This window comes from Corynebacterium sp. HMSC061H03, assembly GCF_001838215.1.
Taxonomy (GTDB): Bacteria; Actinomycetota; Actinomycetes; order Mycobacteriales; family Mycobacteriaceae; genus Corynebacterium; species Corynebacterium jeikeium_D.
The window spans coordinates 91,327-105,547 of the sequence record NZ_KV836066.1 but is presented as its reverse complement, the minus strand read 5'-3'; the positions used below and the strand labels follow the sequence as shown (position 1 = coordinate 105,547).

The following is a 14,221-nucleotide window of genomic DNA, read 5'->3' as shown; positions in this document are numbered from 1 at the left end:
TTGAAGCGTGACTTCAGCTACATCCACATCACGTCCTCGGAAGCGCCAGCGTAGGCGCAATCCCGAGGGCGTGATGACTATTGTCGAGCACATTCAAGAGCTCCGGCGTCGCCTCGTTCTCGCCCTCGCTGGTATTGCCGTTGGCACTGTTGTGGGCTTTATCTGGTATCAGACCGCCTTTACCATTGGTCAGTTCCGCATACCGTTTACCTCGGTCAATGTTGGCCCTGTGCACTTTAAGTCCCTGGGTGAGTTGCTCAAGGATCCGTACTGTCAGCTTCCACCCGAGATGCGTCTCGGCGGCGGTGAGGGCGCGGAGTGTCGTCTGCTGGCGACCAGTCCGTTTGAAATGTTCATGCTGCGTCTGAAGGTCGGTGCGCTGGCCGGTCTGGTGATGTCGTCGCCATGGTGGCTCTACCAGATTTGGGCCTACATCACTCCCGGCTTGGTTCGGAAGGAACGCCGCACCACGCGCAGAGTTGTGACTGCCGCCGCGCTGCTGTTTGTCATGGGTTCCGTCCTGGCCTACTACGTTGTCGCCATCGGTCTGGAGTTCTTGCTCCAGATTGGTGAAGAGACGCAAATTTCTGCACTCACCGGTTCGCAATACTTCGGTTTCCTCTTGGCGCTCATCGTCTGCTTTGGCGTGAGCTTTGAGGTTCCGCTTTTCCTGGTCATGTTGAACATGGCCGGTGTCGTTACCTACGAGAGCATCAAGGACAAGCGCAGCATCATCATTATGTCGCTGTTCATCTTTGCGGCCTTCATGACTCCGGGGCAGGAACCAATATCCATGGTCGCAATGGCAACGGCACTGACGTTGCTGGTGGAAATCGCAATCCAGATTTGTCGTCTCCATGACCGTCGTAAAGCAAATGAGCGACCGGAGTGGTTGGACGTCGATGACGAGCAAGGCTCCGGACCCATTACAGCGTCCGGCCCGATTGGCTCCGCCGGCGGTATCGGTGACGTGGGCGGCATTGACGCCCCGACTTCAGTAAGTGCGCCGACGTCGATTCAGCCGGGCGGCATGCCGACGGCATCAGCGGCCCCGACGACCTCTCCGGTCTCTGGCCCCACGCCAGTGAACGCGCCGACGCCGACGCGGGCATCCCAGATGCGTCCTACTCGCAATTCGCGTCCACCACGGCCACACGGCATGATTCCGGAGACTCCGATGCCGACGCAGGACTTGCGAAATCGTCCGACGAGCGACTTTGATGATGTTCTCTAGCGCGGTTTATGACACTCTAGAGGCATGACTCTTCTCGGCGATTTCGTCAGCCAACAGGATTTCGACCTTGACGACTTTCAGCTCCGCGCCTGCCAATCAATTGAGGCAGGGCGGGGCGTTGTCGTCTGTGCACCCACCGGCGCGGGCAAGACTATTGTTGGCGAATTCGCTATTTATGCAGCTCTTGAGCGTGGCGGCAAGTGCTTTTACACCACACCTATCAAGGCGTTGAGCAACCAGAAGTACCACGACCTAGTCGAGGACTACGGCGAAGACCGCGTGGGCCTGCTCACTGGCGACACTTCGATTAACGGCGACGCAGACATCGTGGTGATGACCACCGAGGTGCTGCGCAATATGATTTACGCGAACTCACCGACGCTGAAGAAACTCACGCATGTGGTGATGGACGAGATTCACTACCTCGCAGACCGCGAGCGCGGCGCTGTCTGGGAAGAGGTTATTTTGAACCTCGACCAGTCCGTGGCCGTCATCGGTTTGTCCGCGACGGTGTCCAACTCCGAGGAGTTCGGCCGCTGGCTGTCCACGGTGCGCGGGCACACGGACGTCATTGTCACGGATCTGCGCCCGGTTCCGCTGCATCAGCACATGCTGGTGGGAAACCGGCTCTATCCGCTTTTCGAGGCGAAGTCGGACAAGGTCAATCAGGACCTGTTGGAGGCGTGCCGTCGTGCCGAGTTCGGCTACGGCGACGCTGGGGCCAGGGAGCGCTACCAGTACAAAAAGCACAAGGGCGGTGGACGCTCGTATAGCTGGGGCGATAAGGGGCAGCGCAAGTTCCGCCCGCCGAAGCGCGGCGATGTTATCCGCATGCTCGGTTCCATGAACATGCTGCCCGCAATTGTTTTCATCTTCTCCCGCGCGGGCTGCGAAGGCGCGCTGGCGCAGGTCGGCGCTACTCGCGCAGAGCTCACTGACCGGGATGAGCAGGAGCGCATCGCCAAGATCATCGATGACGGTGTTGCGCACATTCCGAAGGAAGACCTGCAGGTTCTCGGCTTCCTGCGCTGGCGCCGCATTCTCATCCGTGGTTTTGCGGCGCACCATGCGGGCATGCTGCCTGCGTTCCGGCACATTGTGGAAGAGCTCTTTAACGAAGGCCTGGTCAAGGTTGTCTTCGCCACCGAGACGCTTGCGCTGGGCATCAACATGCCTGCCCGCACGGTCGTGCTGGAGAAGCTGGTCAAGTTCAACGGCGAAGCACATGTGGATCTCACGCCGGGTCAGTACACGCAGATGACCGGTCGCGCTGGCCGCCGCGGTATCGACACTGTCGGCAATGCAGTGGTGCAGTGGGCCCCGGCAATGGATCCGAAGGCTGTCGCAGGGCTGGCATCTACGCGCACATACCCGCTGATTTCCACCTTCGCGCCGAGCTACAACATGAGCGTCAACCTCCTGCAGACGCTCGGTTACGAAGGCTCGAAGCGCGTCATGGAGCGCTCATTCGCCCAGTTCCAGGCGGATGGCGACATTGTCGGAGTCGCCGCCGAACTGTCCAAGGCCAAGCAGGAAGCCGCGGCCCTGCGTGCGGAATTGCTCGGCAGGGGAGCCGACGCACACGCTGAAGGGTCGGAGGCTGAAGCGTCGTCGTCAAGCGAGGAAGGCAGTTCGCGTGACGACGAGCGCCTAACCCAGATGCTTGAATACCTGGATCTGCGCGCGAAGCTGACCCAGGAGGAGAAGAACGCCAAGCGCCGCAATATTGAAGACCGCCATACGGAAACAGTGACCGCGCTGCGCAGACTCCGTCGAGGCGAGGTTATTCCGCTGCCGAAGGGTAAGAAGGTGCAGTTGGCGGTGGTGTACCGAGAGGACCATTCGAAGTCGAATCCACGTCCCGGTGTCATCAGTGTCGGCGGGTTCGTGGGGCGTGTGGAGCCGCATATCTTCCCAGCGGCGCCGCAGACGGTCGGCGCGATTAAGCTGCCTCGGGATGCGGACCGGCATCCGCGACGTGCGCTCGGAATTGTGCGCGCAGAGATTGGCCGCAAGGGGCTAAAGGGACCAAAGAGGCTGAAGCGTCGCACTGGTGGCAACTCGCCGGCGGTGAGGAAGTTGCGCCAGGAGCTGCGCGAGCATCCGCTACATGGCGATCCTGCGGTGGAGACGATGGCTCGTCACGCCGATACGCTGCGGCAGGCCGAGGCGCATGTGGCCAAGCTGCAAAAGCGCGTCGATTCCGCCTCGGATACATTGGCGCGCACATTCGACCGCATGCTGCAGTTGCTAACACAAATGGACTACGTGGAATGGCCGGAGGGCGCGGAGCCGACAATTACCGAGGAAGGCCTTCGGCTGGCGCAGATTCACAACGGCTCGGATTTGCTGGTGGCCACGTGTCTGCGCCGCGGTATTTGGGATGACCTGGACCCCGCGGAACTGGCCGGTGCGGTGTCGAGCTTGGTCTTTGAAAACCGCAAGGCCAGTCAAGGCAGTGACGAGGTGCCTACCGAGCCGCTGGCCAAGGCGCTGGGGAACACCTACCGCATCTGGGAGGAACTGTCGGAGGATGAGCGCCGTTACCGGCTGCCGGTAACGGACTTGCCGGATATGGCTTTTGCTACGGCAATTCATCAGTGGACTGCGGGTGCACCGCTGGGGTACTGCCTGCAAGCCGCCGCCGAGAGTGGCGCGGAGCTGACCCCGGGCGACTTTGTCCGCTGGTGCCGTCAGGTCATTGACCTGCTGCAGCAGATCAAGAAGACGGGCTACTCCACGGACATTCGCGACAAGTCCGCCGAGGCTATTCAGGCAATTCGCAGGGGCGTAGTGGCGCTGAACAATTAGTTGCCGGTTACGTTGGTCAGCCGAAGCCTCGTCGCCCCGAGGCCACTCAACCGGCGACGGGCACAGGCCGACGGGTACAGTTGGCAACTATGAGCAACGGTATCTTTAGTTTTGACATCTATCAGCAGCGTCTGGATCGCACCGCGGAACTACTCCGCACCCGCGATGCAGACGCTGCAGTCTTTGGAACCGGAGCTGACCTGCAGTATCTCATCGGTTCTGCGGTCACTTCGCATGAGCGTCTCACCGCGCTGGTAGTCACCGCAGCCGGCACAACCACGCTGGTATTGCCCGCTGTGGAGCGGGGGGACCTGCCGCTGTGTGCAATCGGTGACCTCAACGCCGATGTGGTGTTGTGGGAGGACGGTCAGGATCCACACCGCATTGTCGCCGACCTAGTCGGCCACGTGGGCACTCTCGCAATTGGGGCGTCGTTGACCGCTGACCACTTGATTCCTATCCAGGATCTCACCGGAGCTAAGACTGTGTTGGCCGGAGACCTTCTGAAGGAACTGTTCATGCGCAAGGACGCCGCTGAGATTGATCAGCTGCGCGAGGCCGGCGCCGCTATTGACCGCGTTCACGCTCGTGTGCCGGGTATGCTGCGCGCAGGTCGCACTGAGCGCGAGGTCGCCGATGAGATTTCGGCTGCCATCCTGGAGGAGGGGCACGTCGCCATTGACTTCGTCATTGTCGGCTCCGCTGAAAATGGTGCGAATCCGCACCACGATTTCTCCGACCGCGTCATCGAGGAAGGCGACGTGGTGGTCGTCGATATCGGAGGCGCCTTGCCGCTTGGCTACCACTCCGATTGCACGCGCACCTATGTCGTCGGCAAGCCGGGGGAGAAGGAAGCTGCAGCGTGGGCGGCTCTGCGCAAGGCGCAGGAAGCTGCCGTGGCGGCGGTGCGCCCCGGTGTGACGGCTGCAGAGATCGATGCGATTGCGCGTAATAGCCTCACCGCTGCGGGCTACGGCGAGTACTTCATTCACCGCACTGGTCATGGCATTGGCCTGTCCACGCATGAAGAGCCGTTCATTATGGCTGGCAATGAGCTCAAGCTCGAGCCTGGCATGGCGTTTTCGGTGGAGCCGGGTGTGTACCTGCCGGGTGAGTTCGGTATGCGGCTGGAAGACATCATCGTTGTCACCGAAGACGGCGGAGAATCTGTCAATAATGGTCCGCACGATTTAATTACCGTCTAATCGAGGTTTAGAGGAAAGGTATTTTCTAGCGCATGGGACACGTACTCGTTCTTGGTGCCACCAGCGAGATCGGCGGGGAAGTTGCCGCGCGACTGGCCAACCACAACACCTTCACGCTCGCTGCGCGCCGCACTGAGGCGCTCGACGGCATTGCCGGTCGGCTCATCGACTCCGGTGCCGTCGCGGTGCACCGCATCCACTTTGATGCCGATGACATCGCGGCACACCGCCAGTTCGTCGAGCACGCCTGGCAGCACGGTCCCATCGACACGGTGATTGTCGCGTTCGGTATCCTCGGTGATCAACGGAAGTGTGAGGAGTCCGGCGAGGCTGCTGCGGCAGTCATTCATACCGACTTCACAGCACAGGCATCGATTCTCACTGAGATTGTCGCGCGCATGGAGTCCGACATCGCCTCCGGCACGCTGCCTGTGCGCGATAAGGTCGCGGGCCGCATCATGGCCTTTTCCTCTATCGCAGGTGCCCGCGTGCGCCGCGCCAACTACGTCTACGGTTCGGCGAAGGCCGGTCTCGATGGTTTCCTCCAGGGCATGCAGGACCGCCTGCACGGGAGCCATATTCAGCTGACGATTGTCCGGCCGGGCTTCGTCATCGGCCGCATGACCGAAGGCATGAAGCCAGCGCCGATGTCCTCGCGCCCCGCCGAGGTCGCGGAGGCCGCCGTCACTGCTTTCGACGGTCGGAAGCCCCACGTCTGGGTGCCACGTAAATTGGCATTGCTCGCACGCGCCACACATCTGACTCCGCGCTGGATTTGGCGGAAGATGCCCCGATGAGCCCAAAGCTTCGCGTCGTCGGCATCGGCTGCGACGGGTACCCTGGTCTATCCGCCCGCGCTGTCGAGGCGTTGTCGTCGGCTCGCCGCATCATTGGCTCTCCCCGTCAGCTCCATTTGCTTGCCGACGTCAACCTGGACGCCGACCTCTCACCTTGGCCAGGTGGCTTCTGGAAGGACTGGCAGGCCACCCTGGCAGATATTGACCCCGCAGTCGATGTCATCCTCGCCAGTGGGGATCCCATGTTCCACGGTGTAGGGGCGTCCCTAGTTCGGGAGCTCGGCCGTGGCGCCGTGGAGGTTATTCCAGCGCCATCGTCAGCCTCATTGGCCTGCGCCTACCTCGGCTGGCCCTTGCATGGCACTCCGGTGATTTCGCTGGTGACAGGGGAGCCGGGGCTACCTGGAGCCGCGCGTGTGGTACCGGTAGCGGATTCGATGCGGCCCTTCCTGGTGCTGTGCCGAAACGCGGACTCAGTAAAAGAGGTCGCTACGGTTTTAGCCGACCGCCCAGACACCAAGCTCACCGCGCTGACCAATCTCGGCGGCACGGAAGCTACAGGGATGCCCGAGTCCGTTGCCAAAGGCACGGTGGCGAACCCACCGGTTGCAGCTGGAAACCTCACGGTGCTGGCGGTGGAGCCGTCGGGAAGCGCGCGCGGCTGGCTGCGCGACGATGACTTTGATTCGGATGGCCAGCTGACGAAGGCGCCGATTCGCCAAATGACGGTCGCTGCGCTGGATCCGCGGCCGGGAGCTCTGCTGTGGGATGTCGGCGGTGGCACGGGCTCGATTGGCATTGAGTGGGCTCGGCACGGTGGGCGTGCGGAGATTTTTGAGCGCGATGCTGTTCGTGCAGAGCGAATTGCTAAGAATGTGGCGGCTCTGTCTGGCAATGTGACCGTCCACCACGGAGCGGCACCAGCGGTGTTGGCAGACTCGAATCTTCGCCCAGATGCCATTTTCATCGGCGGAGGTCTCACTGCTGACGGAATGATTGAAACCTGTTGGCAACGCCTTGCCCCGGGAGGCACCATCGTCGCAAACACCGTGACGCTGGAGTCGGAGGCTTTGCTGTGGCAGGCGCGTCGCGACTATGGCGGGGATGTCACCCGGCTTTCCGTGGAGCGCGCAGGTGCAGTCGGCAGTTTCACTGCGTGGCGGCCGGCGTTGCCGGTGGTGCAGTGGGTGGCGGAGAAGCCAGTAGCGCCTGCGCTACCATAGACGTAATTTCTCTGTCTAGAAAATATTGAGGACTCTGTAACTCACAATGACTGTGTATTTCATCGGTGCAGGCCCGGGGGCAGCGGATTTGCTGACGCTGCGCGCGGACCGGCTTATTCGTTCCTGCCCAGTGTGTCTTTACGCGGGATCGATTGTCCCGCCTGAGGTGCTGGAAAACTGCCCCGAGGGCGCAGAGATTATCAATACCGCGCGTATGCCGCTGGATACCATCATCGAGACCATTCAGGCAGCGCATGCGGCGGGCAAGGATGTCGCACGCCTGCAGTCCGGCGACCCGTCGGTGTGGTCGGCGCTGGCAGAGCAGGTTCGTCGTCTCAGCGAGCTCGGCATTGACTACGAAATCGTTCCGGGTGTGCCGGCATTTTCCGCGGCTGCGGCCGCTCTCGGCCACGAGCTCACGGTGCCAACTGTTGGCCAGTCGGTGGTGCTGACTCGTATCTCCGGGCGCGCTTCCAAGATGCCGGAGGGCGAGACCCTGGCGAACTTCGGCCGCACGGGCGCAACTCTGTGCATTCACTTGGCCGCCCACGACATCGATCGTGTGGTCGAGGAGCTCACCCCGCATTATGGTGAGCACGGTCCGGTGGCAGTCGTGGCTTTCGCATCCCGTCCGGAACAGGTTATTCTCCGCGGCACGCTGTCTGATATCGCGCAGCAGGTCAAGGATGCAGGTGTGACTCGTACGGCTGTCATCATTGTCGGCAAGGTGCTCACCGCCGAGGCGTTCCCGGATAGCTACCTCTACAGCGATGATCGTCCACGCGATGAACACGGACGGACCATTCCATGCGTGCACTAATTCTGGGTGGAACTGCTGAAGCCCGCGCCCTGGCCAAGCGCTTAGTGGGCGAGGGCTGGTTTGTCACCTCTTCACTGGCCGGTCGCGTTTCAAACCCCAAGCTGCCCGTCGGCAATGTCCGTATCGGCGGTTTTGGCGGTCCCGCAGGACTGACTCGGTGGCTAATCTCCGATGCCACGGAAGTCATCATCGATGCCACGCATCCGTATGCAGAACAGATCAGCGAATCTGCTGCTGAAGCTGCCCGAGCCACCGGTATTCCGCTTGTTGCGCTGCATCGCCCTGCGTGGGAGAAGCAGCCTGGCGACAACTGGATTGAGGTGTCCTCCATGCAGGAGGCCGCGGACGTTGTTGCCGACCGTTTCTACAGCCCGTTTCTCACTATTGGCCGTCAGCAGCTTGCTCCATTTGCCGGTGATTCCAACGGCCGTTACCTCATTCGCTGTGTGGAACAGCCCGCGCCGCCGCTGCCGAAGAATCGGAAGATTATTCTCAGCCGTGGGCCTTACGATGTCGCAGCGGAGCGCAAGCTCATGCGGGATTACGCCGTGGACTGCGTGGTAACCAAAAACTCCGGTGGTGCTGCTACTTACGCCAAGATTGAGGCAGCCCGCGACCTGAAGAAGCCGGTCGTTATCGTGCAGCGCCCGCAGCTGCCCGGCGCGGATATCGCCACCGTCGCCACAACGGTGGATGAGGCGTACAACGCCGTCATCCGCCGGGCATAGCGGCTAACGCAGCAACTCGCCAGTTCCGCTGGTGCCGCCCTCACCGTAGTGGCGTGCGGTGTAGACCCGAGTGGTCTTGCCGGCACGATACGCCTTCGTCGACGACGAACCGATAATCACCATGGTTCGCATATCGACGACATCCGGATCGAACTCCGCCAACGTGGTCACGGTAACGTTTTCCTGCTCCGAGCCAACTGCCCGCGCCACAATCACAGGCGTTGTCGGCTCGCGGTATTCCAAAGCCAAGGCTCGCAGCTCTCGGATTTGCCATCTCCGCGACTTGGATGCCGGGTTGTAGACAGCAAATGCCATGTCTGCTCCGGCTACGGCACGCACTCGCTTAACGACGACCTCCCAGGGCTTCAACCTGTCGGAGAGACTGAGCATCGCAAAGTCATGGCCAAGGGGAGCGCCCACTCGACTTGCGACAGCCTGAGCCGCAGTCATGCCTGGCACGACTCGAACTGGAATGTTTCGCCACATATCGTCGTCAGCGACTTCCAGCACTGCGGCCGCCATGGCGAAGACCCCCGGGTCACCGGAACTGACCACCGCAACTCGACCTCCACGCTTGGCGATATCCAGCGCCATAGTGGCTCGCTCTGCCTCTACGCGGTTGTCGGAGAGGTGGCGGTGTTGCCCGGCGCGCTCAGGAACCCGGTTGATGTAGGTGGAGTAGCCAACCAGATCCGTGGCTCGGGCCAGTTCATCGGTGACTTCTGGGGTGGTCCAGCGCTCCGCACCCGGGCCTAGGCCGACAACGACGACTTCACCAACTGCTGGGGTAGCCGACTCAGTCGCCGTATCGGTGGCTACACCGGTCGCCGTATCATCAGCTAGCTCTGATGCTCCAGATACGCTCCGTTCAGTGCCGTAGACAGCGGAAGGCACGACGGCTACTGCGAAGTACGGAACTTTCTCCGGGTCTGCATCGGCCAGCGGGTAGCTGGTGTGCTCATTCATGGTTGCTCGCTCGACAACGTAGGCGCGCTCGAGCATGCCTGCGGACTGCAACGCTGTGCGCACCTTCTCAACGTTTTTCCCCAGCTTCATAATGACTACACAGTCTGAGGCGTCAAGAACCGCAGCGATGCGCTCGGAATCGGCGGTGGCTGGGACAACGCTGACGATTTCGGTAGCCTCGCCGAGCGGCTGACCAATCTCTGCTGCCGCCGCAGTAATGCTGGCCACTCCGGGGACAATCTCAGTGGGGAAGTCCTCGCTGAGGGCGTGGTGCAGATGCTGGTACGAGCTATAGAGCATCGGGTCACCGAGCGAAAGCACTGCAACACTTCGTCCCTCGGCCAAGTGCTTGTGCAGGCGAGCAGTGGCCTCTGCATAGAAACCGGCGAGCTGCTCGCGGTAGTCGGCTGGGCGCCCGGTGGTCACCGGGTATTGCAATTGTTCTTCCACGGCAGCGTCGTCACGCGCGTCAATCAGTTCGGCGGCGATTGAGCGCGCCGTGGAACGTCCGTGAGTGCCGGCATGGTAGGCGATGACATCGGCTGTGCGGATGATGTCGGCACCGCGGAGTGTAATGAGACCTGCGTCGCCGGGACCGAGTCCGACGCCGTAGAGATGACCAGGCTGAGCACTGTAGGAGCCGGACATGGTTTAGATGATCTCCTTTGCGGTGGCAATGGCATTGAGGGCAGCACAGGTGATAGCCGAGCCACCGCGACGGCCGGTGACGGTGATGTACTTCAGCTCTGGGTTTTCGGCACCGGAGTCGATAGTGGCCTGCTTTGATTCCGCGGCACCGACGAAGCCCACTGGCATGGCCAAAATGGCAGCGGGCATGGGGAAGGAGCCCTCATTAATGCGGTTGAGCAGGTGGAAGAGGGCGGTGGGAGCGTTGCCGATGGCGACAACCGCGCCCTCTAGGCGTGGCTTCCACAGCTCCACGGCGGCAGCAGTGCGCGTGGTGCCGAGTTCTTGAGCCAGCTTGGGGACGCGCTCATCACGCAGCAGGCAGATGACCTCGTTGTCAGCAGGTAAGCGCTTGCGGGTAATACCCGAGGCGATCATGTTGACATCGGTGAAGATAGGAGCGCCTTCCTCGAGAGCCTGGCGAGCTGCGCGCACAGCTCCCGTGGAAAAGACGATGTCCTTGGTCAGGTCGGTCTGACCTGCTGCGTGAATCATTCTGACAGCGACGGTTTCCTCATCGGCATCGAAGCGGGAAAGATCGCTTTCTTCGCGAATGATGGCAAACGAGTTACGGTAAATATCCGCACCGTCGGTGTTGTACTCAAAGCGCTTCATAGGCTTAAAGCCTAGTCCACAGCAGTGACTTCGTATTCTCCGTCCCCGGTGGCGAGATAGTCGAAGTAACCGCCCTTGGGCTTGCCGCAGCGACGCTCACAACCGGAGAAGTGCACGCGCCCCTCGGGCAGTCGGCCATCGGCAATTGCGTGAGAAGCATCGCCGCGGGTGTCAGCCAGAGACTTTTTGCAGCCGGGGCGTCCGGTGCAGGCGCTGACGCGCAGCCAGGTGGACTTCCGGTCGAAGATCAGGCCATTGGGCGCCAATACCTTGACGACCTGTTCGGCAACTTCCTCTTCCAAATCGTGCAGAATCAGCGAGTACCACGGAGTGACGTGCACAGGAACTTGCGTATGCGAAATCGCACGGGCCAGACGCGCCGGGAGGACGCCAAAGCGCAGGCCAGCGGCCAGGCTAACCAGGCCATCCGGCTGGTCAATCCAACCGATCTGGCGGGACAGCCCGGCGGTGGCATCAAAGCTCTCAGCCGGGGTCGGCTCCTGGCGACGGACTCGGGCGCCCAATTCCTCGATTACGGCATCGGCAATGCGCTCGGCCGCATTGGCTTCCGCGATGCGCCAGGCTGAACCACGGCTGTCATTCCACACCTTCGCTGTGGTGATGAGAGCCTCCACGACGTCGTCACGCGAGACGACAAGCCCCGAGGTCGCGCCGCCAATGATGAGTTCAAACGTGTTCTCATCATGGGCGACAACGCCGAAGTCGGGGCGCTCACCGAGCACGTCACCGCGGCCGTCGTCGAAAGCCATGAGCGTGCGACCTGGCAATGTTGCCAGCGACGGCTCCGCGATGAGAGCCTTGTCGAACTCTTGAACCAGGTCACGCACATCAGCTTTACCGCCGACGCGACCGGACAGCGGCGACTGAAGAACGTTGCGTACGCGGTCGTGGCTGGTGGAGGGAACCAGCTTCTCTTCTTCCGCGGCATCGGCGAATGCGCCGGTGTTGGTGATGCCACGGATCTGAACATTGCCGCGGGAGGTGAAGTGAATATCACCGTCGCCGAAATTCTCGGCCAAATCGGCGAGTACGGCGAAGCCCGGCGCGGGGAGAAAGCCTCCGGGGAAGCGCAGACGACCAATTGCGCCATCAGCTGCGATATGAACCTTGCGGCTGCCGGGGCAACCGTCCTGACGAGTGCGGGTTCCTTGATCAGATGCAGTCATACTCTCAAGAATACGCAAACACACACAGAGCTGAGCCCCCGAAAACAGGGGCACATTATCCGGTTCCTTTCCAGCCCAACGAAACCCTTCTGAAGTGGAGTTTTGATACCCCTCCGCGAAAAACATACAAATTCTTCACTAAAATCCACCGATTTACCTTTCTAAAACCTTATTGTTTTCATAACCTAACTTCCCCTGAATTAAGGGAAGTCTTCATTGGGTTTTCAATCTGGGGTTATTCAGGAGATTTCATGCCACATCACGACGCTGAAGCACTCACACACGAGGCACACGACACCGTCGACGCTGGCCGTGCCTTGTCACAGACACGCGCTGCTTCACGACGAAACCGTCACACAATCCGAACGGGAATCGGGGTAGCGCTAGCGGGTCTTATGACCATCGGCCTGGCTACACCTGCCAGCGCACAGCCACTAAATATCCCAGGCCTATCGGATAGTGGGCTGGCGGATAAGGTGTCGTCGTCAAGCGTAAACCGCGAACTGCCTGGTTTCGGCCATGTACCGAACCCGAATATGGAGAGGCTACTCGGCATCGAGAAGGACGATGAGGAGTCTGACAGCGAGGACGCAGGTAGGCAGCTGACCCCGGAACAGGCACGCGTGGCCGCAGCCTCGCCGCTGAATTCTCTGCCGCTGACCCCGTCGCGCACGGCAAATGCCGGCACGCTGGTCAGCAGCGAGGATGCCGAGATGATGGTGAACGACAAGCTGTGGAATGTGGATGCCAAACGTATTCACTACAACTCCACGGATTCCCTCGGCAATCCCAGTGTGGACACAGCCCTTGTGGTGACGCCGAAGACGGAGTGGAAGGGCAGCGGTCCGCGTCCGGTCGTGGCAATCGCGCCGGGCACGCAGGGTGGCGCGGAAAAGTGCGACCCCTCGGTATCCTCGCAGACCGGCCTGAAGATTGAGTTCGGCCCGTTGGACATTATTGCTCCATACGAGACGATTCCGATGGTCGCGAACTTGAAGCGAGGCGCGACTGTGGTGATGATCGACCACCACCGCAATGCCCAGGGTAATCAGGACTATGTCGACAACATTGCCTCGGCACAGTCACTGTTTGATGCCGTGTCTGCCTCCCACGAGCTCGGCGTGGACAAAAATGCGCCCGTGGGAATTTATGGCTACTCCCAGGGTGGCTCCGCAGCCGCTGCAGCCGCTGAGCGTGCAAGTGTCTACGCTCCTGAGCTCAACGTTGCCGCATCTGCCGCCGGTGGCCCGCCGTCCGATCTTGCAAACGTCCTCGACCAGATTGATGGCACTACGCTGACCGCCGCGATTGCACTGGCAATCAATTCTGTCCTGGATAAGGATCCGGAGCTGCGCCGAGTCCTCAAGGAAGAAATCAGCCCCGAAGGCAAAGAACTGCTGGACAACGTAGGCAACTACTGCGCGGGTGGCTTGGGTTTCCATCACTCGTTTGAAACCACTGACCAGTACACGACTAGCGGTGAGTCGCTCAGCGAGATGATTAAGCGCTACGAGCCGGTGCAGAAGGAACTCGCACGCCAGCGCGTCGGCAACTTCGTCCCCAATGCGCCGGTGTACCTCTACTCGGGTGAGCATGATGACATCATCCCCATCAACCAGGTTCGCAAGCTGCGCGATGCCTGGCTGAATCTCGGCTTCACCGACCTGGAGTACGTCGAAAACACGACTTCACCGGTGCTACCGAAGACGGGCATTAACCATATCGTTCCGATGCTCGCGGAACTGACTAATGCCACGGACTTCCTCTGGTCCCACTTCCCAGATCAGCCGGCGGAGCAGTCGCTGGAACTCTAGCAATAGCCCCTGCAGTAGAGTGATGGAGAAATCCACTGCCATGCCACTGACGAGAAGCTCGGTGAAAATCCGCACGGTCGCGCCACTGTCACAGTCAGACCTCGTCATCGGCTAAAAGGCAGACTCCCGCCGAC

General features: G+C 61.1%; 11 protein-coding genes. 8 read left to right on the top strand and 3 right to left on the bottom strand.

The features are described 5' to 3' along the window. The first annotated feature begins 7 nt into the window (after positions 1-7). The 7 genes from tatC (at position 8) to HMPREF2787_RS05130 (ending at position 8,818) form a co-directional block, all read left to right on the top strand. On the top strand, positions 8-1,234 hold the full coding sequence (tatC, locus tag HMPREF2787_RS05160) for a twin-arginine translocase subunit TatC (protein WP_070858577.1): 1,227 nt from the start codon (positions 8-10) through the stop codon (positions 1,232-1,234). 24 nt (positions 1,235-1,258) lie between these two features. Beyond that, positions 1,259-4,045 carry a DEAD/DEAH box helicase gene (locus tag HMPREF2787_RS05155; protein WP_070858576.1) on the top strand — a complete coding sequence of 929 codons (2,787 nt, stop codon included), beginning with the start codon at positions 1,259-1,261 and terminating at the stop codon, positions 4,043-4,045. Between the two features lie 89 nt (positions 4,046-4,134). Then, on the top strand, positions 4,135-5,250 hold the full coding sequence (locus HMPREF2787_RS05150; RefSeq protein ID WP_070858575.1) for a M24 family metallopeptidase: 1,116 nt from the start codon (positions 4,135-4,137) through the stop codon (positions 5,248-5,250). A gap of 32 nt (positions 5,251-5,282) precedes the next feature. After that, positions 5,283-6,047 (top strand): SDR family NAD(P)-dependent oxidoreductase, encoded by a 765-nt coding sequence (locus HMPREF2787_RS05145; RefSeq protein ID WP_016422805.1) that lies wholly within the window; start codon positions 5,283-5,285, stop codon positions 6,045-6,047. Next, the gene (locus HMPREF2787_RS05140) at positions 6,044-7,270 is read left to right on the top strand and encodes a bifunctional cobalt-precorrin-7 (C(5))-methyltransferase/cobalt-precorrin-6B (C(15))-methyltransferase (protein WP_070858574.1); all 1,227 of its coding nucleotides are present in this window, start codon (positions 6,044-6,046) and stop codon (positions 7,268-7,270) included. Before HMPREF2787_RS05145 ends, HMPREF2787_RS05140 begins: the two co-directional genes overlap by 4 nt. Before the next feature lie 46 nt (positions 7,271-7,316). Further along, positions 7,317-8,090 carry a precorrin-4 C(11)-methyltransferase gene (gene cobM, locus HMPREF2787_RS05135; protein WP_070858573.1) on the top strand — a complete coding sequence of 258 codons (774 nt, stop codon included), beginning with the start codon at positions 7,317-7,319 and terminating at the stop codon, positions 8,088-8,090. Then, positions 8,078-8,818, top strand: coding sequence for a cobalt-precorrin-6A reductase (locus tag HMPREF2787_RS05130; protein ID WP_016422808.1), 741 nt, complete (start codon positions 8,078-8,080; stop codon positions 8,816-8,818). The genes cobM and HMPREF2787_RS05130 overlap by 13 nt, the downstream gene beginning before the upstream one ends. Before the next feature lie 3 nt (positions 8,819-8,821). Here HMPREF2787_RS05130 and cobJ read toward each other — a convergent pair whose 3' ends face one another. The 3 genes from cobJ to cobG are packed head-to-tail and all read right to left on the bottom strand — an operon-like array spanning position 8,822 to position 12,273. Further along, positions 8,822-10,432, bottom strand: a complete 1,611-nt coding sequence (gene cobJ / locus HMPREF2787_RS05125; RefSeq protein ID WP_070858572.1) for a precorrin-3B C(17)-methyltransferase — start codon at positions 10,430-10,432, stop codon at positions 8,822-8,824. A gap of 3 nt (positions 10,433-10,435) precedes the next feature. Next, a complete protein-coding gene (locus HMPREF2787_RS05120) occupies positions 10,436-11,086 on the bottom strand; it encodes a precorrin-8X methylmutase (protein WP_070858571.1) in 651 nt (216 codons plus the stop codon). 11 nt (positions 11,087-11,097) lie between these two features. Continuing rightward, positions 11,098-12,273 (bottom strand): precorrin-3B synthase, encoded by a 1,176-nt coding sequence (cobG, locus tag HMPREF2787_RS05115; RefSeq protein ID WP_070858570.1) that lies wholly within the window; start codon positions 12,271-12,273, stop codon positions 11,098-11,100. Positions 12,274-12,524: 251 nt separating this feature from the next. Here cobG and HMPREF2787_RS05110 point away from each other — a divergent pair, with 251 nt between their 5' ends. Continuing rightward, positions 12,525-14,087, top strand: a complete 1,563-nt coding sequence (locus HMPREF2787_RS05110) for a lipase family protein (RefSeq protein ID WP_070858569.1) — start codon at positions 12,525-12,527, stop codon at positions 14,085-14,087. Positions 14,088-14,221 lie beyond the last annotated feature (134 nt).